Annotated in this window: 18 protein-coding genes; 15 read left to right on the top strand and 3 right to left on the bottom strand. The window is 62.2% G+C overall.

The window, feature by feature from the left end:
* Position 1 precedes the first annotated feature (1 nt).
* From tssF to QWI18_RS19240, 13 genes are all read left to right on the top strand, one after another.
* Positions 2-1,789, top strand: a complete 1,788-nt coding sequence (tssF, locus tag QWI18_RS19300; protein ID WP_369319592.1) for a type VI secretion system baseplate subunit TssF — start codon at positions 2-4, stop codon at positions 1,787-1,789.
* A complete protein-coding gene (tssG, locus tag QWI18_RS19295; protein ID WP_369319591.1) occupies positions 1,753-2,775 on the top strand; it encodes a type VI secretion system baseplate subunit TssG in 1,023 nt (340 codons plus the stop codon). Before tssF ends, tssG begins: the two co-directional genes overlap by 37 nt.
* Complete coding sequence (tssH, locus tag QWI18_RS19290) at positions 2,772-5,351, top strand: type VI secretion system ATPase TssH (protein WP_369319590.1); 2,580 nt, start codon at positions 2,772-2,774, stop codon at positions 5,349-5,351. The genes tssG and tssH overlap by 4 nt, the downstream gene beginning before the upstream one ends.
* Before the next feature lie 10 nt (positions 5,352-5,361).
* Positions 5,362-6,879, top strand: a complete 1,518-nt coding sequence (locus QWI18_RS19285) for a sigma-54 interaction domain-containing protein (protein WP_369319589.1) — start codon at positions 5,362-5,364, stop codon at positions 6,877-6,879.
* 78 nt (positions 6,880-6,957) lie between these two features.
* Positions 6,958-7,098 carry a type VI secretion protein gene (locus QWI18_RS19280; RefSeq protein ID WP_369319588.1) on the top strand — a complete coding sequence of 47 codons (141 nt, stop codon included), beginning with the start codon at positions 6,958-6,960 and terminating at the stop codon, positions 7,096-7,098.
* Between the two features lie 17 nt (positions 7,099-7,115).
* Entirely contained in the window at positions 7,116-8,315 is a 1,200-nt protein-coding gene (tagH, locus tag QWI18_RS19275; RefSeq protein ID WP_369319587.1) for a type VI secretion system-associated FHA domain protein TagH, read from the top strand.
* A gap of 5 nt (positions 8,316-8,320) precedes the next feature.
* Entirely contained in the window at positions 8,321-8,827 is a 507-nt protein-coding gene (gene tssJ / locus QWI18_RS19270; RefSeq protein WP_369319586.1) for a type VI secretion system lipoprotein TssJ, read from the top strand.
* A complete protein-coding gene (gene tssK, locus QWI18_RS19265) occupies positions 8,824-10,155 on the top strand; it encodes a type VI secretion system baseplate subunit TssK (RefSeq protein ID WP_369319585.1) in 1,332 nt (443 codons plus the stop codon). The genes tssJ and tssK overlap by 4 nt, the downstream gene beginning before the upstream one ends.
* Before the next feature lie 5 nt (positions 10,156-10,160).
* Positions 10,161-11,042 (top strand): type IVB secretion system protein IcmH/DotU, encoded by an 882-nt coding sequence (gene icmH, locus QWI18_RS19260; protein ID WP_369319584.1) that lies wholly within the window; start codon positions 10,161-10,163, stop codon positions 11,040-11,042.
* 13 nt (positions 11,043-11,055) lie between these two features.
* Entirely contained in the window at positions 11,056-14,583 is a 3,528-nt protein-coding gene (gene tssM, locus QWI18_RS19255) for a type VI secretion system membrane subunit TssM (protein ID WP_369319583.1), read from the top strand.
* Positions 14,583-15,311: a PP2C family serine/threonine-protein phosphatase gene (locus tag QWI18_RS19250; RefSeq protein ID WP_369319582.1), complete on the top strand. Its 729-nt coding sequence runs from the start codon at positions 14,583-14,585 to the stop codon at positions 15,309-15,311. Before tssM ends, QWI18_RS19250 begins: the two co-directional genes overlap by 1 nt.
* On the top strand, positions 15,308-16,330 hold the full coding sequence (locus QWI18_RS19245) for a serine/threonine-protein kinase (RefSeq protein ID WP_369319581.1): 1,023 nt from the start codon (positions 15,308-15,310) through the stop codon (positions 16,328-16,330). The genes QWI18_RS19250 and QWI18_RS19245 overlap by 4 nt, the downstream gene beginning before the upstream one ends.
* A 580-nt stretch (positions 16,331-16,910) precedes the next feature.
* Positions 16,911-18,269, top strand: coding sequence for an MFS transporter (locus QWI18_RS19240; RefSeq protein WP_369319580.1), 1,359 nt, complete (start codon positions 16,911-16,913; stop codon positions 18,267-18,269).
* Positions 18,270-18,343: 74 nt separating this feature from the next.
* Here QWI18_RS19240 and QWI18_RS19235 read toward each other — a convergent pair whose 3' ends face one another.
* The gene (locus tag QWI18_RS19235; RefSeq protein WP_296313569.1) at positions 18,344-20,773 is read right to left on the bottom strand and encodes a DUF3772 domain-containing protein; all 2,430 of its coding nucleotides are present in this window, start codon (positions 20,771-20,773) and stop codon (positions 18,344-18,346) included.
* Between the two features lie 451 nt (positions 20,774-21,224).
* Here QWI18_RS19235 and QWI18_RS19230 point away from each other — a divergent pair, with 451 nt between their 5' ends.
* A complete protein-coding gene (locus QWI18_RS19230; RefSeq protein ID WP_369319579.1) occupies positions 21,225-22,169 on the top strand; it encodes a DNA/RNA non-specific endonuclease in 945 nt (314 codons plus the stop codon).
* 99 nt (positions 22,170-22,268) lie between these two features.
* On the opposite strand, the gene QWI18_RS19225 is transcribed toward QWI18_RS19230, so the two are convergent.
* Positions 22,269-23,867, bottom strand: coding sequence for a hypothetical protein (locus QWI18_RS19225; RefSeq protein WP_369319578.1), 1,599 nt, complete (start codon positions 23,865-23,867; stop codon positions 22,269-22,271).
* Between the two features lie 3 nt (positions 23,868-23,870).
* Positions 23,871-25,568: an Hsp70 family protein gene (locus QWI18_RS19220; RefSeq protein ID WP_369319577.1), complete on the bottom strand. Its 1,698-nt coding sequence runs from the start codon at positions 25,566-25,568 to the stop codon at positions 23,871-23,873.
* A 329-nt stretch (positions 25,569-25,897) separates the two neighbouring features.
* Between QWI18_RS19220 and QWI18_RS19215 the strand changes: the two genes are divergently transcribed.
* Positions 25,898-26,806: a hypothetical protein gene (locus QWI18_RS19215; protein WP_369319576.1), complete on the top strand. Its 909-nt coding sequence runs from the start codon at positions 25,898-25,900 to the stop codon at positions 26,804-26,806.
* The last annotated feature ends 111 nt before the right edge of the window (positions 26,807-26,917 follow it).

Raw genomic sequence — 26,917 nt, 5'->3', positions numbered from 1 at the left:
CATGTCCTTTAACCACTACTACCAAAGCGAGCTCACCGCGCTTCGCCAGCTAGGTCGTCTGTTTGCCGAGCGCAGCCCGGCGTTGGCGCCTTTTCTGGGGCAGGCCGGACGGGATCCTGACGTAGAGCGGCTGCTGGAAGGCTTCGCGTTCCTGACCGGACGCCTGCGACAGAAGCTCGATGACGAGCTGCCCGAGCTCAGTCATTCGCTGATGCAACTGCTGTGGCCCAACTACATGCAGCCGCTGCCTGCCTTCAGCATTCTGCAATTTGACCCGCTGAAGCTGGCAGGGCCTGCGCTGAGGGTGGAGCGGGATACGCCGGTGGACAGCGTGCCGATCGATGGCGTGCAGTGTCGCTTCCGCACCTGCTACCCGACCGATGTCCAGGCGCTCGACCTGGTCGCACTGACGTACTCGGTCAAGGGCGAGGGCTCACTGTTGAGTTTGCGGCTGGAGATCAGCGGCGAAGGCCATTTTGGTGAGTTGCAATTGAGCCGTTTGCGCCTGCATTTTGCCGGCGAGCGTTACATCAGCCAGATGCTCTATCTGAGCCTTCTGCGCAATCTCGAGAGGATCGAGCTGGTGCCGTTGGACGGGGACGGCAAGCCCATCCAGGGCGTCAACGGCCTGCCCATGTCATTCAGCATCCCTGGCGACCGTATCCAGCCCGTGGGGTTTGCCGAAGACGAAGCGCTGATCCCGTATCCGCTGAATACCTTCCGCGGTTACCGCTATCTGCAGGAGTACTTCGCTTTCCAGGACAAGTTTCTGTTTGTGGACGTGAATGGTCTGGACCTGCTCGCTGCATTGCCGGAAGAAACGCTCAAACGCATACGCGGGCTTGAATTGCGTTTCGACATTCGCAAGAGCGGTGTGCAGCGCCTGCGACCGACGCTGGACAACGTCAAGCTCCATTGCACGCCCATCGTGAACCTGTTCAAACATGACGCCACGCCGATCCGCCTCGAGGGCAAACAGGACGAGTACCTGCTGATGCCGGCGCTCTATAGCCCGGAAAATTGCGGCGTGTTTTCGGTCGAATCGGTGATCGGCTGGAAGCCCGGTGGCTTGGGTTACGAAACCTACGTGCCTTTCGAGTCCTTTGAGCATGACCCCAGTTTCGATGTGCCGAACCGCCGTCCGCACTACAGCATTCGCCAGCGTTCATCGTCGCTGCACGATGGCCTCGACACCTACCTGAGCTTCGGCATCCGTCACACCGAAGCCTCTGAAACACTGTCGATCGAGATGACGTGCACCCATCAGAACCTGCCGCGCAAGCTCAAGCTGGGTGACATTTGCATCGCCTGCGAACAGACACCGGAAGGTCTGACCTTCCGCAATATCACCCCGGCCACGCCCAGTTATGCGCCGCCGCTGAACCGCGACTTCCTGTGGAAGCTGATCAGCAACATGTCGCTTAACTACCTGTCCCTGGCGGACGTCAATGCCTTGAAGGTGATCCTCGAAACCTACGACTTGCCGCGCTATTACGACCCGCACGCAGAAAAGGTCAGCAAGCGCCTGCTGGGCGGGCTCAAGTCGATCCGGCACCAGCATGTCGACCGGCTGCACAAAGGGCTGCCGGTACGCGGGTTGCGCACCGAGCTAACCATCGACCCGCACGGCTATATCGGCGAGGGCGACGTGTTCGTGTTCGCCTCCGTTCTTAATGAGTTTTTTGCGCTTTACGCCAGCCTCAATTCGTATCACGAGCTGCGCGTGAAAAGCACACAGGGAGAGGTGTACCAATGGACACCCCGTATGGGCCTGCAGCCCCTGCTTTGAGCGGGCTGACCCAAGGCATACGCGAATATTCGCTGTTTCAGGCCGTCTTGCTGGTCATCGACCGGCTGCGCATGGCGCACCCGCATTTGAGCGATGACGACCTGTATGACCAGCTGGAATTCCAGGCCAACCCGAGCCTCGGTTTTCCGGGCAGTGATGTGGACCGCGTGGAGTTTTTTGAAGCGTCCGGGCTGATGCGTGCACGCCTGCGCTTCAACCTGCCGGGACTTGTCGGATCCGGATCGCCTTTGCCTGCGTTCTATAGCGAGCAGGCATTGGGCGACAGCGAGGAAGGCAACCCGACCCGCCAGTTCCTGGACCTGTTTCACCACCGCCTGCATCGGCTGATGCTGCCGATCTGGAAGAAATACCGCTACCGCGCCTGTTTTGAAAGCGGCGCGATCGATCCGTTTTCGTCGCAGTTGTTCGCGCTCATCGGACTGGGCAGCGAGGAGATTCGACAGGCGCGGGAGCTGAACTGGAAGCGACTGCTGCCCTACCTGGGATTGCTCAGCCTGCGCGCGCATTCGGCAGCGCTGATCGAGGCGGTGCTGCGGTACTACTTCAAACACGCAGCACTGACGATTGAACAATGCATGGAGCGTCGCGTGGACATTCTGCAAGAGCAGCGCAACAGCCTTGGCCGAGCCAACAGCCAGCTCGGCGAGGACATGGTGCTTGGCGAACACGTCCGCGACCGCAGTGGCAAATTCCGCATTCATGTTCGAGAGCTTGGCTGGCAGCGTTTCCACGAGTTCCTGCCCATCGGCGCGGGTTACCAACCGCTGTGCGCATTGGTGCGATTCACGCTGCGTGACCCGCTTGATTACGACGTTCGCCTGGCGCTGCGTCAGGAAGAAATTCGCGAACTGCGCCTGGCCGGACAGAACGCGTGTCGCCTGGGATGGACCAGTTGGCTGGGCCGCGACCGCGCGGACGGCGTGGTCACCCTGGGCAGCCAATCATTAAGGACAGCCGAACGATGAGTAACATCAACCTGCAACAACTTATTCAGGCGCTCGACGCCGAAAGCCGTCGCGACCTGGAGCACGCCGCCGAGCGCTGCGTGGGACGCGGCGGTAGCAAGGTGCTTGTCGAGGACCTGTTGCTGTGCTTGCTGGAGCGCCCACAGGGCCTGCTTTCCCGCGCGCTGCAGGATGCCGGTGTGGACGCGGGTGAACTTGGCGCCGCGTTGCAGATGCGGATGGAACACAGTGCGTCCCGCAGCCCGGTATTTGCCCCGGAACTGGTGCAGTGGCTGCAGGATGCGCTGCTGGTCGCCAACCTTGAATTGGGCCAGACCCAGGTTGAACAAGGGGCGCTGATCCTTGCGTTACTGCGCAACCCCATGCGTTACGCGGGCAGCCGCTATCAGGCATTGCTCGCCCGACTGAACATCGAGCGCTTGAAAGCATTCGCCTTGTCACAGAAGGCCCATTCCGACGCCGGCAACCGCGATGGGGTCGGCGAGTCACTGCTGACCCGCTTTACCCATAACCTCACCCAACAGGCCCGAGACGGCAGGCTCGACCCGGTGCTGTGCCGTGACGACGCCATTCGGCAAATGGTGGATATTCTCGCCCGTCGGCGGAAAAACAACCCGATCGTGGTGGGTGATGCCGGTGTCGGCAAGACGGCAATCGTTGAAGGGCTGGCGTCGCGTATCGTCGCCGGGGAAGTGCCGCAGGCAATACAGGACGTTGAGCTGCTGTCGCTGGACATGGGGCTGTTGCAGGCCGGCGCCAGCGTCAAAGGGGAGTTCGAACGTCGCCTCAAGGGCGTGATCGACGAGGTCAAGGCGTCGCCCAAACCGATCATATTGTTTATCGACGAGGCCCATACCCTGATCGGGGCCGGGGGGGAGGCGGGTGGCTCCGATGCGGCCAACCTGCTCAAGCCGGCCCTGGCGCGTGGCGAACTGCGCACCATCGCTGCGACGACCTGGACTGAATACAAAAAATACATCGAGAAAGACCCGGCGCTGGCCCGCCGCTTCCAGCCGGTGCGGTTGCACGAACCGACCATCAATGAAGCAGTGACCATCCTGCGTGGCCTTGCTCACGTTTACGAGCGGAGCCACGGCATCTATCTGCGGGACGACGCAGTGGTCGCCGCCGCTGAGTTGTCTGCCCGCTATCTCGCCGGCCGCCAGTTGCCGGACAAGGCCGTCGATGTGCTCGACACAGCGTGCGCACGCGTTCGCATCAGCCTCGCCGCCGCCCCCCAACGTCTTGAGCGTCTGCGCAATGAACTGGCTGAAGGCAGCCGCCAGCGTCAGGCGCTGCGTCGTGACGCCGAAGCCGGTTTGCTCGTTGATCATCCGGCACTGGATGCACTGGAAAACCGTTTGCGCGCTGCGGATGAAGAACGCCTTGCGCTCCAGTCACTCTGGCTTGAACAGAAGGGATTGGCCGAGCGCCTGCTGGAGCTGCGTCAGCGAATGGCGCAGGCGGTTGATGTCGATGAACCGCACACTGTCGAAGACCTGCAAGCCGCACGCGATGAGATTCACCTCGCCCTGACTCAGGCCCAGGCCCGGGAGCGGCTGGTGAGCTTCGAAGTCTGCCCGCGGCTTGTCGCCGAAGTGATCAGTGCCTGGACCGGCGTGCCCTTGGCGCAATTGGCGCGGGAGCACAATGCCAAAATAGCCAGCTTTTCAAGGGACTTGAGCGCCCGTATTCGCGGTCAGGAGCACGCGGTGCACGCCCTTGATCGTTCGATGCGGGCCACCGCAGCCGGTCTTAACAAACCCGACGCACCCGTGGGCGTGTTCCTGTTGGTCGGGCCGAGCGGTGTGGGCAAGACTGAAACCGCGCTGGCGCTCGCTGACTTGCTGTACGGCGGCGAGCGGTTCATCACCACCATCAACATGTCCGAGTTCCAAGAGAAGCACACCGTCTCGCGTCTGATTGGTGCGCCGCCGGGCTACGTGGGTTACGGCGAGGGCGGCATGCTCACCGAAGCGGTGCGGCAGAGACCGTATTCCGTGGTCCTGCTCGATGAAGTCGAAAAAGCCGATCCGGACGTGTTGAATCTGTTCTATCAGATCTTTGACAAGGGCGTGGCCAACGACGGGGAAGGGCGGGAGATCAATTTCCGCAACACGCTGATCCTGATGACCTCGAACTTGGGAAGCGACCTCATCAGTGACCTCTGTGCCGACGGCGCGCGTCCCGCTGCGCAGGTGCTAGAGGACACTGTCCGTCCGGTGCTCGCGAGTCACTTCAAGCCGGCGCTGCTGGCCCGCATGCGCGTCGTCCCCTATTACCCCGTGAGCGGGTCAGTGCTGCGCGAACTGATCGAGGTCAAACTGGGACGCCTGGGCGAGCGTCTGAATCGCCGTCAGCTGGCGTTCACCTTTTCCGAGGCGCTGGTCGATCATCTGGTGCAGCGCTGCAGCCAAAGTGACAGCGGCGCACGTCTGATCGACCACTTGCTGGAGCTTCACGTACTGCCTCAGGTGGCTGACCGGTTGCTCGATGCGATGGCGGCAGATCAACGTCTCACGTCCGTGCACGCAACCGTCGATCACGAAGCCGCCGTGACCTGCGAGTTTGCCTGAGGTGGGCGCGATGTTCATTCAGGTCCCGCAGCCGCTGGCCTACGCCGAAGCGTTGCTGGAGCAATTCGCCCGGCTCGCCTGCGCCAGCGACGATGCGGCGCTGCTGGGCGGTTTCGCGCTGGGGCTCGCCGATTTGAGCGGGTGCGAGCTGACACAGCTTTATCTGCTGGATGCGGGTCATACGGGTCTGGGGATGACCGCCGAGTGCCTTGAGGGCAGCTTGCAACCCCGCGAGGGACAAAACCTGCCCGCCGATTACAACGATGAGCAGCTGCTGCAGTTTGCGCTGTGCCAAAACCGCGTTGTGTGCCTTGCCGATTTGCCGGGCAGCCTGCATGAAACCAGGTTCCTGCCGACCAGAGCCGTGCCCTGGCAGTCGCTGCTGTGTGTGCCCATCGTCAGTGATAAGCAGAAGGTGGAAGGCTTGCTCGTCTGCGCAAGCACTCGACACCTCGAGTTGCACGCTTTTGCCGACTCCCTCGGCCGACTGGGCACGTTCGTGCTGCGCCAATTGCACCTTCTTCAGCGCTTGAAACGCCGTACCGATGACTCACGACCCGTGCCCGTCAGTGTGCCCAGCATCAGCGCCTATGGATTGATCGGCAAAAGCGCGCCCCTGCGCCAGACCTGTTCGATGATCAGTAAAGTCCTGCACAGCCCGTATACCGTTTTGCTGTGCGGAGAAACGGGCACGGGCAAGGAGGTGGTGGCACGTGCCATCCACGACCATGGTCCGCGTCGCTCTCAGGCTTTTATTGTGCAGAACTGCGCGGCACTGCCCGAAGGCCTGCTGGAAAGCGAGTTGTTCGGCTACAGCAAAGGGGCGTTCACCGGTGCCCTGCGTAATCGCGCCGGGCTGTTCGACGCTGCCAACGGCGGGACCCTGTTGCTCGATGAGGTCGGCGACATGCCATTGTCGCTGCAGGCCAAGCTGCTGCGGGTGCTGCAGGAGGGCGAGATACGCCCGCTGGGCTGCAACGATACGCACAAGATAGACGTGCGCATCCTTGCAGCGACCCACCGGGATTTATCGGTCATGGTCAGGGAAGGCACGTTTCGCGAAGACCTCTACTACCGCCTCTCGCAATTCCCCATCGAGTTGCCCGCTCTGCGTCAGCGCGGCGATGACATCGTCGATCTCGCCCGACATTTTGCCGACAAGGCTTGCGCATTTCTGCAACGGGATGCACTGCGCTGGTCGGACGCCGCGCTCGATTATCTTTCTGGCTATGCCTTCCCTGGCAACGTTCGCGAACTCAAGGGGCTGGTTGAACGTGCCGTTCTGCTGTGTGAAGGCGACGAATTGCTCACCGAGCATTTCACCCTCCGCGCGCAGGCCGCCCCTGATGATGCCCGCCTGAATCTGCGCGAACGTCTTGAGCAGGTCGAACGCGGCTTGCTGCTCGATTGCCTGCGTAAAAACGCGGGGAATCAGACCCTGTCCGCCCGCGAGCTTGGCCTGCCCAGGCGCACGCTGCTGTACCGCCTTGGCCGCCTCAATATCAATCCGGGTGAAGTCAATGCGTAGCCCCGAACCATTTCTTTCCCACTTGCTTTCCCTCGCGCCGACCGTTGGCGCCTGGTGCTCACCCCTGGAGACCCTCTGATGTTTGCTCATCACCGGAACGCTGTTCTGCTCACCCTTGTTCTTCACTGTGGCCTTTCGGGTTGCAGCGGGAATTACACGTTCAACGACAACAGCTATCGCCCGCTGGGTGATCCGCAGGCGGCCAACCGCAATTACTGACCGCCAGGAGAATCACCATGGAACTGGTTTTCGAGATGCTCAGCGCCCGGCAGTTTGTGCCAGCAGAGCAGAGCCAAAAAACCTTCAGGCAGGCGGGCGGCGTGATCGGACGGGGCGAGGACTGCGACTGGGTCATTCCTGACCGCAATCGGCACGTGTCCCACCACCACATCCTGATCAGCTACCGCGATGGCCGCTTTTATCTCACCGACACCAGCAGCAATGGCGTGCTGAGCGGGGAGAGCAGGGCAAGGCTGCCCAAGGGAAAGGCCGTGCTCATCGAGCATGGGAGTCTGTATGTGCTGGGCGATTTCGAACTGCGTGCCCGGCTCACACGGGACCCGGCCTCATTCGACGGTGACGTGGGTCGTATTTATGCGGCCGGCAGCATCATCCCGGACGACTCGTTTCTGGACCTCGACCCGCTGAATGCGCTCGATCAGCAGGAGCGCGTCCACTCAGACATCGACGAACTGATTTCGCCAGGTGGCGCCATCAAGGACGGTCAACAGCGTGCGGACTATGCCCGGGTGGACATGGAAAGCCTGCGCGTGCCAGAGCTGGTCGAAGATCCCGCGGCACAGCCACCACCGGCGCCTGCAGTGAGTGAAGTCGAGCGCCAGACCGATGACTTCTGGACCCGGTTTGCCGAAGCGCTGGGCATCGAATTCGACGACTTTGATCAGGATGCCCGGGAAATGCTGGCGCTCAATGCCGGCCGTTTGCTCAGGCAATGCATTGGCGGTCTGCAGCAGAACCTGCACACCCGCAGCGAGCTGAAAAACGAGTTGCGCCTGTCCCAGACAACCGTGCAGGGCGCTCAGCGGAATCCGCTGAAGTCGGCGGTCGATGCTGAAGAAGCACTGTCGGCGTTGTTGCGCCCTGGCAAGCCCGGGCAACTGCCCGCCGAGCTGGCGATAAACCGGGCATTCCATGACGTGCAGGCGCACCAGGTGGCCTTGCTGGCCGCCAGTCGCGCAGCAGCCCGCGCCACGCTGGAACATTTTTCACCCGAGCAACTCGCCCTGCGATTCGAGCGCGATAACCCGCCACTGCTCGTGACCTCCGGCAGTCGCTGGAGAGCCTTCGGCCGCTACCACCAGGCGTTGCGCCAGGACAATGACTGGAGTGAACGCTTGCTGGCGCGGGACTTCGCCCAGGCCTATGAAGAGCAAATTCGTCTGATTTCCACCCTCCACACAGATCATCAGGGATGAAGCGCATGTTTCGCCGTTCAACTGTCTTCCTACATACGCTGACTGCGTTGATTGTTCTGCTCATGCTGGCAGGTTGCTCGACGCTGTCGCCGTACTCACACCTGACCAAACTCAACCTCAGGCTCATGGCCAGCGATCAGCTGAATCCCGATCTGAACGGCCGGCCGTCACCCGTTGTGGTCCGGCTGTACGAGCTCGAGCATGCAGTGGCCTTCGAGAACGCTGACTTTTTCAGCCTGTATGAGCGGGCCAAAGAGTCCTTGGCGCCGGACTTGGTCGCCACTGAGGAGCTTGAGCTGCGCCCGGGCGAAACGGTCGAGCTCAAGCTCAGTGTGCACAAGGGCAGTCGCTACGTCGGCGTTGTGGCGGCGTACCGCGACCTGTCACAAGCGTCGTGGCGCTCCACGCTTTACCTCGCGCCGCAAGCCGCTACCGACGTCGATCTGACCCTCGATGAAAACGGCATTCGGCCTTCCCATGAAACGCTCGCCGAGGCGGTTGACCAGCCATGAATACTCACAAAGTCATCTGGCAGGAGGGCATGCTGCTGCGTCCGCAGCACTTCCAGCACAACGACCGGTACTACGACCACCAGTTGAAAGTCCGCACTCGCTTGATGGGTGGCTATGCCTGGGGATTCTTGACGCTGGAGATCGACCTGCAGTTTCTCAACATGGGCAAACTGGTCATCAGCCAGGCGTCGGGCATTCTCCCTGACGGCAGCGTGTTCGAGTTGGGCGGCAACACCCAGTCGTTGGCCCTCGACATACCGCCCAATACCGGCAACACGCCTGTTTACCTGGCGTTGCCGTTGATCACCGGCAATCATGTGGAGGCGCGGCGTCCGGAGCAGTCCGATGTGCTGGCGCGTTACACCGCGTACGAAGCGCAAGTCGCCGATTCCAATGCAGGTGATGACGCGGCGTGTCAGGTCAGCTGCGGTCGGCCCGACTTCAGATTGCTGCTGGGCGAACAGCAGAGCGACCACGCGTACGTCAAGCTGAAGATCTGCGATGTGCTCGACACCACCCCGGATGGTGTGGTCAGCCTCGCCCCGGATTTCGTTCCGACCTACCTTCAGTCCCATGCCTCCAGCTATCTGCTGTCGTGCCTGAAGGAAGTCATCAGCATGCTCAGTCACCGGGGCGACAGCATCGCCGAGCGCATCCGCGCCAGCGGCACGGTCGCCGGCGCCGAAGTGGGCGACTTCATGATGCTTCAGCTGATCAATCGCGCCGAACTGCTGCTGCGTCACTACCTGGGTCTGGAGCACGTGCATCCGGAAGCACTCTACCGCGTGTTGCTGACCCTGCTGGGCGATCTGGCGACCTTCTCGAGCGACAGCAAGCGGCCGCGTCTGGACAGTCGCTATCGGCACAGCGATCAAGGGGAAAGCTTCCGCAAATTGATGGAAGCGCTCCGGCAGATGCTGTCGATGGTGCTGGAGCAGCACGCGATCGAGCTGGTGCTGCAGCCGCGTCAATACGGCATCACGGTCTCGCCGCTGCACGATCGCACGCTGCTGGGTTCGGCCTCCTTTGTGTTGGCGGCGAGTGCCCATTGCGACTCCGAGGAACTGCGCCATCGTCTGCCGGCGCATTTCAAGGTTGCATCGGTGGAGCGTATCCGCCAGTTGGTGAACCTGCACCTGCCCGGCATCAAGCTCACCCCGTTGCCGGTGGCGCCGCGGCAAATTGCGTTTCATTCGAACAAAACCTACTTCCTCCTCGAACTCAGCTCCGAAGACCTGGCGCAGCTGGAGCGCTCCGGCGGTTTCGCGTTCCATGTGTCCGGTGAGTTCGCCGAGCTGGAGCTTAAATTCTGGGCCATCAGGAACTGACCGTCATGATCAGGGATAACGATTACCGCCAGGACCACAAAACCGTGCTGGTCAGCCGACAGGGTCATGGCCCCGCATCGGCGCCGATCACGGATTCCACGCCGCCGCCGCGCTTCGAGCAACTGGAAGAACGCATGATTTACGCCGCGCACCTGCGTCCGGCGCAGACGTTCAATGTCGGCATGAACCCGCTCGTGGCCGCTGCATCGGAGCTGTTGTCCGAGGTGGTACGGCTCAAGCGCGGGGACCTCCCGCAAGACATGGGCGCGCTCCATGAGCATCTGACCCGCGTGATGAAGTCGTTTGAAGCGCGCGCGCTGCACAACGGCGCCGAGACCAGTCAGGTCGCGGGTGCCCGTTATGTGCTCTGCACAGCGCTGGATGAGGCCGTGGTCACGAGTGGCTGGGGCAACGAAAGCGAGTGGTCGCAGATGAGCCTGCTGAGCAGGTTTCACCAGGAAACCTTCGGCGGCGAAAAATTCTTCCAGTTGCTGGATCGACTCTCGAAGAACCCGGTGAAGCATCTGCCGATGCTGGAGCTGATGTACCTCTGCCTGTCGTTGGGCTTCGAGGGCCGCTACCGGGTGCAGACCCGTGGCGTGCAGGAACTCGAGAACATCCGCGACGCGGTCTACCGGCAAATTCGTCAGCTGCGCGGTGATGCGCCTCGCGAGCTGTCGCCCCATTGGGAAGGCCTGAGCAACCAGCGCCGCGACCTGGTGCGCATCGTGCCCAGCGGGATGGTCGTGGGCTTCACCCTGGTCTGTCTGATTGTGATGTATTCGGGCTTTGCCTGGGTGCTCGGCGAGCACCGGAACGCCGTCCTGCAACCTTATCAGCCGTTTGATCAGCCTGCCGTTCAGCCGCAATCGCAGCCGCAGCCGTAAACAGAGACGTGTAATGAAAAACCTTTTCAAGAAAACCGGCGCGCTTTTGCGTCAGACGTGGGTGTGGACGCTCCTGCTGCTATTGCTCGTGGCGCTCACGGTCTGGTTCGTCGGGCCGGCCCTCGCGGTTGACGATCGAAAGTTCTGGGAGAGTTCAACCTCTCGGCTGTTGACCATCAGTTCGCTGTGCCTGCTCTGGGGCCTTGCCATGGTCTATGTCAGCTGGCGTGCCGGAGAGCGCAAGAAAGCGGTGGAGGACAGTGAGGACGGTCAGGCGCGCATGCAGCGCGACGATCAGATCGACGAGGAGCAGGCTGAACTGACGACGCGGTTCAAGGACGCGCTGAAAACACTGAAGACCTCAGACCTGTATCGCGGCCGCAGTGATCACTGGCGCACCGAGCTGCCGTGGTACCTGCTGATCGGCCCCGAGGGCGCCGGCAAGACCAGCCTGCTGGACTTTTCAGGGCTCGAGTTTCCGCTCGACAAGGCCGAGCGCACACTCGCCCGTGACCCTCGAGGCACTCGCCACTGTGACTGGTATTTTGCCAACAATGCCGTGCTCGTCGACACCGCTGGCCGTTACCTGACCCAACCCGGCACTGACATCGACCGCAGCGCCTGGTGCACGCTGCTTGACCTGCTGCGCCGATATCGCCGCAACCGCCCTCTGAACGGCGTACTCGTCACACTTCCTGTCGACACGCTGCTCCACGACAGCGACCCTGAACTCGAAATCCTCGCACGGCAGGTGCGTACGCGTTTGCAGGAGGTGCATCAGAAGCTGCACGCCGAGGTGCCGGTCTACCTCGTGCTGAGCAAGGCCGACAGTCTTCCGGGGTTCGACGCGTTTTTCGATCAATTGACCCGCGAGGAAAGTGATCAGGTCCTCGGTACGACCTTCCGCAAAGGGCAGAGCGGCACTGACGCCGAGGTGTTGCGCGATGAATTCGGCGAACTGCTGGTGCGGCTTAACAGTCAGGTGATCACCCGCATCCATCAAGAGCGTGATCCCTCGCGCCGTGGCGGCATTCTCGACTTCCCCCATCAACTCAGTCGAATCGGCGAGCGCGTGTGCGTGTTTGTGGAACTGGCCTTCACTGGCAATCGCTATCAGTCAGCCAGCCAGTTGCGGGGCTTCTACCTCACCAGCGCGCCCGGCTTTGAGCAGGACATGCACGCGCCTGCGGTCGGCAGGGGTGTGAGTCCGGGGATCAGCACGGGATCGCTGCCGACTCTGGGCAGCAGGCGCTCGCGTTTCATCAACCACCTGCTCAGCAGGGTGATCTTCCCGGAGGCGGACCTTGCCGGCCTGGACACCCGCGAGCGCAGCCGTATCCACTGGGCCCAGCGCGCACTATATGCAGGGGCGCTGGCGTCACTCGCGCTGTTTGGCAGCCTCTGGGCCGTGAGTTTTTCCAGCAACTATGAACGGCTCGACAGTGTGAGTGCCCTGGCTCGAACCTGGGCCGAACAGCGGTCGGCGCACACGGTCCAGACTGACCTTGTCGCAGTGCTCAAAGTGCTGGACACCCGTTACGCGGCGACCCAGGTTTTCCCAGGCAAAGGGGACGTCGGTTACCAGGCGCGTGGCGGCCTTTATCAAGGCGAAGCAGTCAATCCGGTTGTGGAAGGCGCTTACGTGCGCGAGCTGGAGCGTCTGCTGCTGCCTCAGGTGGCGATGATGCTGGAGGGGCAGATTGCCGCCAACCTTGAGAATCGTGAGGGCCTGCTCAAAAGCCTGCGTGCCTATTTGATGCTCGGCATAAAAGACCGGCGTGATGCGACGTGGCTCAGGGAGCGGGTCGCCGCTGATGGGTCCGAGCTGTACCCCGGCAATGTCGCGGTGCAAGACGGTCTGAACAGCCACTTCGAACGGTTGCTGAAGCTGCCTTTCGTCCATGCCCTCAATGATCAACGCGTGTCGCAGGCACGGCAGGTCCTGCGCGGCGAGTCCCTGGCGAACGTTGTCTACCGGATCCTGCGCGAGCAGGCCGGTACCTTGCCGGATTACAGTTTCGACCAGCACCTCGGGCCGCAGGCGGCGCTGTTCGTCGGCGCCGATTATGTGATTCCGGGGTTCTACACCCGACAGGGCTACGAGCAGTACTTCTCGGTGCACGGCTCCCGGGTGGTGGCCGATATCCTGCGGGACAACTGGGTGCTGGGTGAAAGCGCCGGCCTCAGTGGCATGGACATGCAGCGTCTGATGGTGGAGCTCGAACAGCTCTATTTCCGCGATTACGCCGATTACTGGGGCGAAGCGGTCAGCGCGGTCGAGCTGCCCGGACCCTACGATTTCGCCGACAGTGCAGAGCAACTGGCGGGCCTGACGTCGGCCCATTCGCCAGTGATCAACCTGCTCAGGGAAGTCCGCGAAAACACACGCTTCACCCCGGTTGCCGAGGCCCTGACAAACGCCATCGATGTTGCCACGCAGGTGGCGGACAAAGGGGGAAAAGCCGGCAAACTGGCGGTGGCTGCGTCCAGCAAGGGTTCTGAAGCCTTGAGTGCCTCCGTCCCGGATACCGCGCGCAAATCCCTGCAAACGCGCTTTGATCCGTTGCACCGCTTGCTCGACGACGAGGACGGGCCGACGGCTGATCTGGTGCCCGTTCTGGCAGTGCTCAACGAGCTGCAAATGCAGATGGCCAGTCTGGGCAGGGCCAGCTCGCCGGAGCAGGCGGCATTCGACATGGCCAAGTCACGCATGGGCGGGCAGCGTGATGCGCTGGGCACCTTGCGTGCGGCATCCAGTCGGCTGCCGCGTCCGGTGGGCGCGTGGTTCAGCACCTTGGCCGAGGACTCATGGCGGCTGGTGCTTCGCGACGCCTATCAACACGTGAACCAGCACTACCAGAGTGAGGTGTACAGCTTTTACGCCAAGGCGATCAGCAAGCGTTATCCGTTCAACGCCAACAGTGCCAGCGATGTCGCACTCGGTGATTTTCGCGAGTTCTTCAAGGTACAGGGCGTCGCAGACCGCTTCTTCGACGGTTTTCTGCGGCCGTTCGTGAGTGGCGAGAAGGGCAGTTACCGTCTGCGCAGTATCGACGGGCAAAGCCTGCCGATCTCCCGTGCGTATCTCGATCAGTTGGGCGCGGCCCGGGTCATCCGGCAGGGGTTCTTTGCGGACAACCCGGCCGAGCCACAGCTGCAGTTCAAACTTGAGCCCCATACCCTGGACTCTTCTGTCAGCCGTTCCGAATTCAAGCTGGGCGACAAGACCCTCGAATACCGCCATGGCCCGATTGTCCCGGTGTCATTTCAGTGGCCCACCGATGCCCAGGCCGGTCGAACCAGCCTGGTGCTCGACAGAATGGTGGGCCGCCCATTGGGTATCGAAGAAAGCTCGGGACCGTGGTCATTGTTCCGGTTGCTGGATTCGATGCAGCGGGAGGAACTCAGCGGTCGAGACGTCCTGGTATTGAAGGCCGACGTAGGGGGGCTGCGTGCCAGCTACCTGCTGACGAGCCAGCGCTCGCCAAACCCGTTCGACATGGCCATGCTGCGCAGCTTCCGCATGCCGGCACAACTCTGATGGCGGTCGTCGGCCATTGGCGCAGCGCTGCCCGGACCCACGCCGGCAAGGTCCGGGAACGTAACGAAGATGCGTTTCTGGAGTGTCCCGAGCAGGGGCTGTGGGTGGTCGCCGATGGCATGGGCGGCCACCAAGGGGGCGACATCGCCAGCCAGATGATCGTCGCCAGTCTGGCGGAGCTGCCGCTGCACGGAAACTTCGATGACAGGCTTATCGGCGTCAGACATTGCCTGCACTGGCTGAACCGGCGGCTGGGTCAGGAGCTGACCGTTAATGCAGGCCGACAGGACAGCATCATTGGCAGCACGGTGGTCGCACTGCTCGTGGAGGAAAACCGGGCGGCCTGCGTCTGGGCCGGGGACAGCCGCTGCTATTTGTGGCGCGGTCAGCGGCTGTATCAGCTGTCCCGGGACCATTCGCTGCAACAGCAACTGATCGATGAACGACAGATGAACGCTCGACAGGCCCGGGCCCACCCTGGCGGGCACGCCTTGACCCGAGCGGTGGGCGCTGCCGAACACCTGACACTTGAGGTGCTGGAGCTTGAGGTGTTTGCCGGCGATGCGTTCTTGCTGTGCAGCGACGGTTTGTATCAGGGCTTGAGCAGCGATGCATTGGGCCACGCGTTGAGTCTGGCTCTGCCGGCAATGGCACTCAAGCGCCTGTTCGATGACGCGCTGCGGGGTGCCGCCCGAGATAACCTGACGGCTGTGGTGATCCGCGGATGACCGATCCTCTGCAAACAGATCCCGATGGACAAGCGCTCGTTACTCCCCCCGACGATGACCCGCCCAGCGATCTCACCTACTACGCCTTCGCTCAGTCGAAAAATCGTGAACCCGCTCGCCTGTCGGCCCCATCGGCCTTCAACACAATGCCCGACGTTCTCGCAGGCCGTTACTGCATTGAACGACTGCTTGGCGCCGGCGGCATGGGAGCCGTCTACCGCGCCCGCGATTTGCTCGCCGAGCAGTACGGCGATCCCGACCCGTATGTCGCGCTCAAGGTCCTCAACCAGGACTTCGCCGAATCGCCCGATGCCGGCGCCGTGCTCTACAGCGAGTTTTGCCTGACCCGCTACCTGCGGCATGACAACGTGCTGCGTGTGCACGGATTTCACGTCGACACCGCCTGCGAGCGCGCCTTCATCACGATGGAACTGATGCGAGGTCTGACGCTGGACCAACTTCTTTGCGAGCGGCCTCTGGGGCTGCCGTGGCAAGAACTGCGGCAGATCGTGCTGCCGTTGCTGGACGCCCTGGCTTACGCCCACGGCTGCGGTGTTATTCACGGGGATGTGAAACCGAGCAACGTCATGCTCAGCGAGAACGGCGTGCGCCTGTTCGACTTCGGCCTTGGCAGGGCCGAGGAGGGCGTACTGCCCGGCCTGCCACACCTGAGCCGCGAGCGCTTCAACGCCTGGACTCCGGGCTACGCCGCACCTGAACTGCTTGAACACCGGCAGCTGTCGGCAAGCGCTGACATCTACGCGGTGGCGTGTGTGATCTACGAACTGGCAAGCGGCAAACATCCCTTTCGCCACCTGCCCTCGACCCAGGCACGGGATGAACACCTCCACGTCGGCTTGCAGGCGCCAGCCCGTCTACCAAAACGTTGCTGGCCTGCCTTGCGAACCGCCCTCGCATTTGACACCGTTGCCCGCGCGATAACGGCCGGGCAAATGCGAGACGCGTTCACCGGTTCCTCGTCCTGGCCGTGGTACAGGAAGATCCGCCCATCCTGGTGACGCCATCACGTGCGCGGTGCGAGATCCAACGCCTTCCCGGCTAAAGCCGGTCCCACTAACAGCGCACGCGGTGTGTCAGGTGGGACGCGCTCGTATTGTAGGACCGGCTTCAGCCGGGAAGGGGTCGGCTTGAACGCTCTCAATCTCGCGGTGTGGCACCTTCGGTAAAGCACTTCTCCACTGATCAGGTAAAAACCCGCCGAGAACGCCGATATAGAGCCCTTTCCACAAAAAAAGCGGATTTATTTTCATGAATAAACCGCAACCCCTGACCGCCCGGTCCTTCTGCCCCTCAGGCGATACAACCGGGCACGTTGTCGCACCTAGGCTAACGTCATGCGGTTGAGCTTAATCGTTTCATCTGTCATAAAAGAGGGGCTACGGGCTCGAAAATCTAGAAAAACATAGATTAATGGGTCGAACGATAGCGGCTTTCACGTCCGACCCCCGCGCGCTACCCATAAGCCAGTTTTGCTCGCTGCCCGAAGCGGAAATCTGTGCACCCCACCTGCCTTCCAACCTCATCGAGGCCATTCATTCGGCGCGCCCAAGCGTCATGCATCAAAAAAGGAACGGAAAATTGAGCGATCAATCCACTCCGAACACTCCACTCTCACGATTCTGCGACAAAGTGGGTATTCCCTATCCCATGTTCTGGGGCTTTGTCGGCCTGCTGATCTTCATGATCGGCGATGGCGTTGAACTCGGCTACCTCTCGCCCTTCCTCAGTGATCGCGGCATGCCCGATGACGAAATCGCCATGATCTTCACCACCTACGGCATCACGGTCGGCATTTCATCGTGGCTCGCCGGTGCGCTTTCCAACCTCTGGGGCCCGAAACGGGTGATGTTCCTGGGGCTGATCATCTGGAGCGTGTTTGAAGTGCTCTTCCTGATCTACGGCCTGCAGGAGTTGAGCTACTCGATGATTCTGCTGACCTACGGTCTGCGCGGCTTCGGTTATCCGCTGTTCGCTTACGGCTTCCTGGTCTGGATCGCCGCTTCCACGCCATCCCGCAAAATGGGCATGGCCGTGGGTTGGTTTTGGGTCGCTTACGCTGCAGGCTTGCCGATGCTGGGCTCTCTGGTGGCGAGCGCCGCGATCCCGCTGATCGGCGCGCTGCAAACTTTCTGGTTGTCCTTTGCCCTGGTGGTCATCGGCGGTGCGATTGGTTTGATCGGGATGCGCGAATCCCACGGCATGCGTCGACTCGCCCCCGAGGGTGAGCGGCCGATGGTGTCGATGGCCAAGAACATCACCATCATGTGGACGCGTCCGAAAGTGTCACTGGCCGCCCTTGTCCGGGTGATCAACACCTCGTCGATGTTCGGTTTTCTGGTGGTCATGCCCGGCTTCTTCATGCACACCGTGGGCTTCACCCTGGAAGAGTGGCTACGCCTGCTGACCATCGTCTTTGTGTTCAACATCATCGGCAATCTGAGCTCCAGCGTGATCAGCACGAAGATCGGCTATCGCAATACGATCCTGTGGTTTGGCGCAGTGGGCAGCACGATCAGCACGCCTTTGTTCTTCTTCATGCCACAAGCGTTTCCCCACGACTTCCTGATCGCTTCCATCTTCGGTGCGTTCTACGGCCTGACGTTGGCGTGTTTTGTGCCGCTGTCGGCGCTTGCACCGGCGTTGGCGCCTAATAACAAGGCCGCTGCGTTGTCGGTGCTGAGCCTGGGTGCAGGTGCGTCGACATGGGTAGGCCCGGCGGTGGTCGCGATTTTCAATGAGAGTTACGGCATTGAAGGCGTGGTCTGGGCATTCTGCGGCTTATACGCGCTGAGCGCCGTGATGACCGCATTCCTGAAAGATCCGGAGCCTGTGCATGACCCGATCCTGATCAAGATCAAGCGCCGCATCAAAGTGTTCGCGCCGCGTCTGGATTATCGGTGGGCCCATGCGGAAGACCCGAACAAAGACGTGAGCTGATTCCGGTGGGCGCGCCGCGCGTCAGTCATGAAGGGCTCGACTGACGCGCCGCGCACCTCAGCGCGGCAGACGAATCAATCGACGACTGCCGGCGGCTGCTCCTTGCCCAGGCCGTCATTAATCAACACCATGCTCTGCGGTGCAGACAGCGCAATGCCCATCTCCCGCAAGCGGCCCAGCACGGTAAACAACAGGTCGCTACGCGCACCGCCCACCGAACGCGGGCTGTTGACGAAACCGCTCGCGCTGATGATCAGGCCCGTGTTGGTCAAGTCTTTGAAGGTGACCGACGGCGCTGGTGTATCGAGTATGGCTTCGTGCTCGGTGAAAGCCTGCAACAGCAATTCGCGGATCTGCAAGACATCCGTTTCCAGCGGCAGCGTCAGGGAAATCCCGACCACGCCCAATGCATTGCCCATGGTCACGTTGCGCACGTTCTGGGTAATGAACTGTGAGTTCGGCACGATCACCGTGGAGCGGTCGGACATCTGGATTTCGGTGGCACGCACGTTGATCCGGCGGATATCGCCCTCGACCCCCGCCAGGCTCACCCAGTCTCCGACCTTGACTGGCCGCTCGGTCAGCAGAATCAAGCCCGAGATGAAGTTCTGCACGATGGCCTGCAGACCAAAACCGATCCCCACCGACAGCGCACTCACGACCCACGTCAGGTTCGTCAGGCTGATGTGCAGGGTGGACATCACCACCGCAATCACCAGCACAAAGCCGATATAGCCGATCAGGGTCACCAGGGAGGCCTGCATGCCGGCGTCCATGTTGGTTTCCGGCAGCAGGCGTTCGCCGAACCAGTCCTTGAGCACGCGCACGCCAAACAGGCCGGCGACCAGGCAGCCCAGTGCCATGAGAATGTCGCTTGGGACGATGTTCAGGGCGCCCAGGGATTTGTCGGTGACTTCCATGCGGGTGAAGCTTTCGAGCAGCTCTCCGGGACTTGAGCCCGACGGCAGGAAGGCCAGCAGCACCGCGGCCAGCAACAGCAAACTCCGGCCAACGCCCGCCAGAACGGTGCTCGCCTGGGCCTGATGGCGAGGGGACAGGCCAAGTGCCGAACCCAGCGCCATGCCGCCGGGTTGCTTGGGCGACAGCAGGGTTTCGCAGACGTCGCCGAAAAACGCCACCAGCAGGTAGGCGGTTGACGCCACCACGCTCATCCACAACAGCTTGACGGCGAGGAAGTAGGCCAGGGTCAGGTAGCCGCTCAGCAGCGCCAGCAGGCTCAAGCCGACCCAGACGGCGACCACGAAGGGAATCAACCCGGCGAGGCCGCCCGGACGTTCGATGGCACACCGGCGACGGGTGCGGCGGTAGCGCACCAGGCCGAAGAAAAACACCAGCGAAACGGCCAGTGCGGTCAGGCCGTTGACCGCCACGGTCAGCGCGAGGCTGCTGGCAATGACACTGTTGATGCGTTCCTGGGTGCCGATGATCATCAACGCCAGGGCCAGCACGGCCGGGAAACGGCCCATGGCGGTGGCGATTTCGTCAGGAATGTTGGGCAGGCGCCACGAGGGGTGCGGCAGCATCAGCAACGCGCGGCCCAGGCCGACGATGAAGGCGCAGAAGGTGATCAGCGTTTGCAGTTGGTCGAGCAGGTTGACCACGTCGTTGCTGAGCACCGCATTACTGACGATGCCCCACCGCAGCAAGGACGTAGCGGCGGTGATCGTCACCACTGTCGACAGCCCGACCGCCAGTGCCAGGGCGCTGCGGCGCAGGCGACCTTCTGGCAGCCAGCGCACCATCAGGCGGATCAACAGGCTCTCCAGCAGGCGGCGCACCACCACCCAGATCAACAGCGCGCCAATCACCACGCTGGCAAACAGCAGGCGGTTGCCGGGCGCCAGGGCGCTGGTGAACACGCTGCGGACGTCGTCCAGCAGGCCGTTCATGCGCCTCAGATCGTCATCGGTCGGGCGAATCAGGGTCGACCAGAATGCCGAACTGAGGGGACTTGCCGTGCGGGTGCTGATCTGCGAATCGAACAGGCTGCGGCGCAGGCTGAAGATCTGTGTGGCGAGGTCCCGTGCCGACTGACTCAAGGTATTGGTCTGCCGCTCGTCGCTGACCAGCGCGTTTTTCTGGGCGGTCAAGGTCTTGCGCTGGCTGGTCAGGGTGGGCGCTTCGTCCGGTTGCACCGGGCCGAGGATGTTCAGCTGATCGTTGAGGTGCTCAATGTCGACCGCCTGCTTGGCGATCAGGTCATCGGCTTGCTTCTGCACCTGCAGCGCGGCCTGACGCAGGCTCGAAAGCAAATCGTCATTGGCGCTGACGGTGACTTTTTGCCGGATCTGGTCGAGCTGCTCGCTCAGGTCATCCAGGCTCGGGGCCTCGGCTTCCGGCGTCGCATTGATTTGGCTGGCGGGCTGTGTTGTGGCTTGCGGCGCGACCTGCGCCGCCGCAGCCAGTGCGAAAGCTGGCACGGTGATGCACAGCAGCAGCGCGAGCACCCCGGCGTAGAAACGGTTCAACGTGGCGTGTTGCATTCGGGTTCCTTTGGGGCGTTAACCGGTTTTACGATCTGATCGTCTGGCGCAGGTCTTGAACGGCAGGCAGGGGCTCTCGACACGTTCGTGCGCGCGGGGGCGGATCATAGCAAGTATTGGGTCAGGGCGGCTCGGCCCACTGCGCGAGACCTGCGTTCAGCCTGCACCCACGTCGCGACTGGTGGTGTCTGGGCTATTTGTGTATGAACATCAAAAGCAGATCAGAAGCTTCCCGGCTAAAGCCGGTCCCACAGACAGAGCCGGGGCTACGGGGGGATGAGGTTTCTTAGTGGGACCGGCTTCAGCCGGGAAGGGGCCCTTTCGGGCACCACAGCTAACCGATACCCACCGCCTCTTCAGGTCATGTGATATTCACACTGTGCGGTACATGATCTTTGCGTTGTATCAACAAGGCCCGCCGATTGGGCCTCATCAATCAAGAGGTAGCAGGATGCCGACACATAACGCTCAGGTGAATCTCGCCTATCGCCCCCGTCTTGCTGATCTTCAGCCCATCACGGCCGGCCCGTCATCCCATGCCACCGCGCTGCGATCAAGCCCTCAGGGGCGGGTCACGCCGGCGTCGCAACTGGAAGGCCGGTCAGGCTACAGCGATGAATTTCTCGGGGAGTTCGTGGTGCCGTGGCCAACGGTATCCACGCCTGACGATGTCTACCCCCTGGGCAACCCGGGCAATCGTCTGGATTACACCCACTTCTCCATCAGCATGTCGCGCAGCCGGCGCATCGCGCTGTACGTCGGCGTGAACATCGAGGGGGGCAGCAGCGTCGAGATCGTGCGGAGTCAGGACGCCTGGGCCTACGACGGCCGGCTGCCGGTCGAGGCGCAGATTGGCGACGATCTGTACCGCGACAACCTGCTGGATCGCGGCCACCTGGTTCGCCGGCAGGACCCCAACTGGGGCGCCGAGGCGCAGACCGCCAATCAGGACACCTTCCATTTCACCAACTGCTCGCCGCAGATGTCTGCCTTCAACCAGAAAACCTGGCTGGAGCTCGAAGACTTCATCCTGGAAAACACCCGCCGCTGGAAGGAGCGCGCCACGGTTTTTACCGGACCGGTCCTGCGCAGTGACGACCCGCTGTACCGGGGCGTGCAAATTCCCAGAGCCTTCTGGAAAGTCGTCGCGTTCCTCGGCGATGACGGCACACCTTCGGCCAGCGCGTACCTGATCGACCAGACCCGCGAGCTGGGCAAGCTGGAACTGGTCTTGGGTGCACTGAGGACCTATCGACGCAGCGTCGTGCAGATCGAGCAGCTCACCGGCATCAGCTTCGGTGAGCTGGCGCGGTATGACGGGTTTTCCAATGAAGAGCAGCTCACCGGCACCCGCATCGAGGCACTGATCCAGCGGCCGGAGGACATTCGGCTCTAGGTTGACGCTGCGGCTTTATTGGCCACGGGGCCTCGGGCCTTTGCGCCGAGGCCTTTCAGCGCAACGTTCAGCCCGGCGACCTGGCGCAGCGCCCGGCTCTCAGGCGCCTTGGGTCAACAGCGTGCCGGGCATGTTCTGTTGCACATACAGGATCAGACCCACCATGAACAGACAGAACAGCCACTGCAGCACACTGATCCCGGCGATCCGGTAGATCGCCTGCAAGGGCCGGCGCCAGCGGTATTGGCGATCCACCGGCGCCGCGCGTCCAGGTTGCAGTTTGCCGATCAGGCCGGTGACCACAAAGGTGACCACGCCCAGCAGTCCCAGCCATTTCCAGAGAATGAAGGCCACGGCCAGCATGGGTACGCTGTTGCGGATCACCAGATGCCGCCGATCCCGCGTCAGTTGGTGGCGTGCGCACCAGGCGCTGACGCTTTGATCAAGGTCGTAGAAGGATTCCGTGAACGTGACCCAATGCTCAAGCAACCATTTGCCCATATACGCGCTGAGCACCCCAAGCAATATCAGGATCGGCGACATGATCACCATGACCGGGAGCTCGGCGGGGTGCAGGCCATTCATGCCGAGGGCGAGGGTAATCGTCATGGCGGCGCAGGCCCGCTTCATGACGTGCTGAGGACGTTCGTGCCCTACCAGTGCTTTCCAGAACCACGGATTGTTGTCCGGGAACCGCTTTGGCCAGTCGGGAAACCGCGTGATGAACGCCTGGGATAATTGTTCGCAAGCCTGCCAGTCAGCCTCGGCGAATGTCGCGGCGCGCGCCTGAAGGCGTTCCGCAGACGAACCGGTCAGGAACAGCGCAGCCGCATTGGCAGAGGGGGTCGGATGCTGCTCGCCCAGACGCGCCAGCGCACGCAGTTCGCCGAGCCATTTCTTCTCTTCATTGCGGGCGAGCAGGGTGTGCCATTGCTCATCGACGACGGGAACAACCGCTGATTCGGTGTCCCAGCCGAACAGCTGTCGCACCCTTTCAAACAACCCCGGCGACCAGTTTCCGTGGTTGAAAAACAGGTCCAGCACCTGCACCTGAAGCGTCTGGCGGCGGGCTAAATCGCCCAGCCAGCCTTGTCGACAGTGGTGCTCGAGGCAGTCAATGAAGCGGGTTTCCTCGCCGGCGGCCATGTACTGCTCCAGCCTGTGGTACAGCCCCAGGGAGAGCAAATGGCCCAGCCGCTCCTGATCGGATTGCCGAGGACGAACCTGCTGCCAGGGGGTCAGCCACTGGCGGGTTTCCAGGCCCCATCGCAAGAGGTTCGGGCTGGCGTCTGGCGCTTGCACGCAACGCACGAACAGCAAGGCTTCGACGGTCGCTTCGATGCCTTTTGCGACGGCTTCAGTCCAGCAGTGGTCAACGGCATCGTCGTTGAAATGTTCGAGCAGCTCGGCGGCCTGCTCCTGTGCGGAACGCACCACTGGCCGAGTGACCGGCGCAGGCCTTTGCACCAGAGGCGCTGCCGAAGCCTGTACAAACGAAGTGTCACCGCCAACGCCATCGTCGCCCTCGCGGGCCAGCTGCAACGCGCGTTCGTAGGCTTCACGCAGTTGCTGAAACGCAACGGGGTCTTCGTCCGGGCGGGTGACCTTCAGCAGTCTGGCGTACTGGCGTTTGACGCTGCGCTCATCGGAGCGGGCAGGGAGGTCGAGAATTGTCCAGCAATCGAACGTCGCGTCCATGGGTCAGTGCCACCCGCCGCGTTCCAGCTGTTTGAGCCGCTCGTTCAGCTCCGTGCGCGTCTGCCGGATGAGGCGTTCGTCCTGACTGTCGAGGGCACGCTGGAACACGCTTGCCCAGTCACCGATCAGTTCGCGGCGGTCGCCCAGGCTCTCCTGGTAGAGATGCTCCAGGCGCGCAACCAGCAGCGTGTTGACCTGCTGATCGCGCGGATGAATCTTGAGCGCGGCGAGGGCTTGCAGGCGCTCGGCGATTTCTTCAGGGCTGAGCACGCCGGGGTTGTTTTCGATGACCAGTGCGAACGCCTCGCCCGTGCTGGGGAGGGTGACCTGACATTCGAGAATGCCGTTGTTGTCGTACGTAAAGCGCACGTCGAGACTGACGTTGCCTTCATTTTGCGGGGGGAGGGGAATCGCCAGTTCGCCCAGGGGAATGTTGTCGCGCACCAGGCGACTTTCGCCCTGGAAGATGCTCACCGTCACGCCGGTTTGCCCCGCTTCGGCGGAGTAAACGGTCTTGACCCGGCTGACCGGTACCGTGGTGTTGCGCTCGATGATCGGCAAATAGTGCCCATGCTCACGGTGCCGGCCGACCCGTTCTGCGACCTCGATACCCAGGGTGTAGGAGCAGACGTCGGTCAGCACCACTTCTTCGAGGGCGGCATTCCGGGATTTCAGCGCCGCCTGAATCGCCGCGCCGTGGGCCACGGCTTCATCCGGGTTGAGCTGGATGGAGGGGAAGCGCCCGAACATGCCCGCCGCCAGTTTGCGCACCAGCGGCATACGCGTGGTGCCACCGACCAACAGGATTTCGTCCAGATCGCCGACCAGCAGCCTGGCATCGCGCATCGCGCGTTCCACCGGATTGCGCAGCCGTTCGAGCAACGGCGCATACAGCGCGGCCATGTCCTCCTGGGTGAAGGTCTGCTGCCACTGCCGGCCGTCCACGCGCAGCACGAACGCGTCACTGCGCGCCTGACCCAGGGCAATGCGCAGGCGTTGGGCTTCGCGGTGCAGCGCGTGAGCGACCGATTCGGGGGCGGGAAAGCCTGGCTGGTCGGCTTGGGTGCGAACGAAAGCCTCGGCCAGCAGCCGGTCGAAATCTTCGCCACCGAGGAAGTTGTCACCGGCACTGGCGCGCACTTCCATCACCCCCTCGAACAGCTCGAGGATCGACACGTCAAACGTGCCGCCCCCCAGGTCGAACACCAGAAACGAGCATTCGTTTCCGTGTTGCGGCAGTCCGAATGCCAGCGCGGCAGCAGTGGGTTCGTTGATCAGCTTGTCGACCTTGAGGCCGGCCAGCTCCCCTGCGATGCGCGTGGCTTTGCGCTGGGCGTCGCTGAAGTAGGCCGGGACGCTGATGACCGCCTCGACAACGGTTTCGCCATAGGCACGCTCGACGTCTTCCTTGAGGCTGCGGAGCACCAGCGCGGAAAGCTCTTCGGGACGAAAGGCGTGATCGCCCAGGTTGATCGTGTGGGCGCTGCCCATGTGGCGTTTGAACAGCGCAGTGGTCACGCAAGGGTGGGTGTGCAGGCGTTCGCGAGCGGCTTGCCCGACCAGAATCCGACCCTCATCGTCCAGTCCGACCACGGACGGGGTGAGCACCTCGCCCAGGGCGTTCGGCACCAGCAGGCTGGCATCGTCTTTCCAGACCGCGACCAGGCTGTTGGTCGTGCCAAGGTCAATCCCGACAATCATGGGCGAAACCCTGTGTGCGTTTTATCGTTCATAAGCGGTGTCTTCCCTGAGCCTGGAGGTTGGGTGCGCAGATTTGAGAATGATCGGCGGGAGGGGTTCAAGCTTCCCTGCGCCTTGTGTGCGCCTTCACTGCGCGGACGGCGTAACATGCCGCAAAATTACAAAATAATGGGATCCAAAGGGAATTTATTTCTGCTTAAGCTATCTAGCATGACGGTTACAGACGGTTTCATTTGCGCCAGCCTCGTTCATCCGGCGCCAGTCAACCCACCGCCAAGCCACCTCGGACGGCGCTGATCCATATTTTCTGACAGGGACGCACACTCGCGATGCAAACAGCCTCCACTGCGGCACCCGCCACTGGCGAGCGCGTCGCCAGCTTCAGCTACGGCAAAGGCTTTCTGGTTTTTCTACTGATTTTCGGCGTGGTCCTGCTGGCCCTGGCCGGGTTTGTTCTGTATCTGGGGACGATCCTGCCCCACAGCGCTGCCGGCCCTGTCGAACTGAACACTTCCCGTGGCACCCCCCTGAACGTCTCCAGCCCCGCCATGATGATTTATGCCACCAGCGCTTTCCTGGCCGTGCTCGGGCTGATCGTACTGGGGCTTTATGGGTGGCAGAACAAGCAGCGCCAGACGCGTTATGAGCTGTATGAACACGGTGTTGCGCACACGACCCGGGGCGCCCGCACCTACGTGCCGTTCGCCGAGATTCAGGACCTTTACCTGTTCAGTTCGGGGCAGGTGGCCTACACCGGGTTGATCACCAACCTGGCGTTCCGTCGCACTGCCAGCGAGCCCTTCCACCGGGTGCTGCCCTCGTTGAAGGGCTTCTACACCTTCATGGAAACCTTCCGCGAGCTGTACCTCAACGCGCGTCAGCCCGTGGTCCTCGATACTCTGCACGCCGGTGGCAGCGTTACCTTCAACTGCCTCAACGGCGCCCAGGTCTGGCGCAAGCGCATGGGCGGCGATTTCCTCAACGTCGACACCCAGCCGATCGTAGTCTCCCGCGACGCCGTGCTGATTCAGAACAGCGTGGTGCCGATGTCCGCGCTGCGCAGCATGGATCACAGCCGCTGGAACGAGACCATCGAGATTCGGGATGCGGCGGGCAAGGTCGTGCTGTCGACCCTGGCGACCGGCATCCTCAGCCATGATCTGTTTCTCAGCACCCTTGGGCTGCTCATGGAAACACCTGCGAATGATCGGCCAGCCACTGCGCCGACGTTTGCCTGAACGCTGCTCAACCCACCGTGTCTTCGCTCACGGCTGTTCAGGGGTTGCCCCGGGCATCGAAGCATCGACATTCACAGCCTTCGGCAGGCCCATCTGCCACGGGCGTATCAC

This window comes from Pseudomonas sp. W2Oct36 (assembly GCF_041060465.1).
Taxonomy (GTDB): domain Bacteria; phylum Pseudomonadota; class Gammaproteobacteria; order Pseudomonadales; family Pseudomonadaceae; genus Aquipseudomonas; species Aquipseudomonas graminis_B.
Note: the sequence above shows the minus strand (reverse complement) of the source record. Positions and strands in the feature narration are given on the sequence as shown.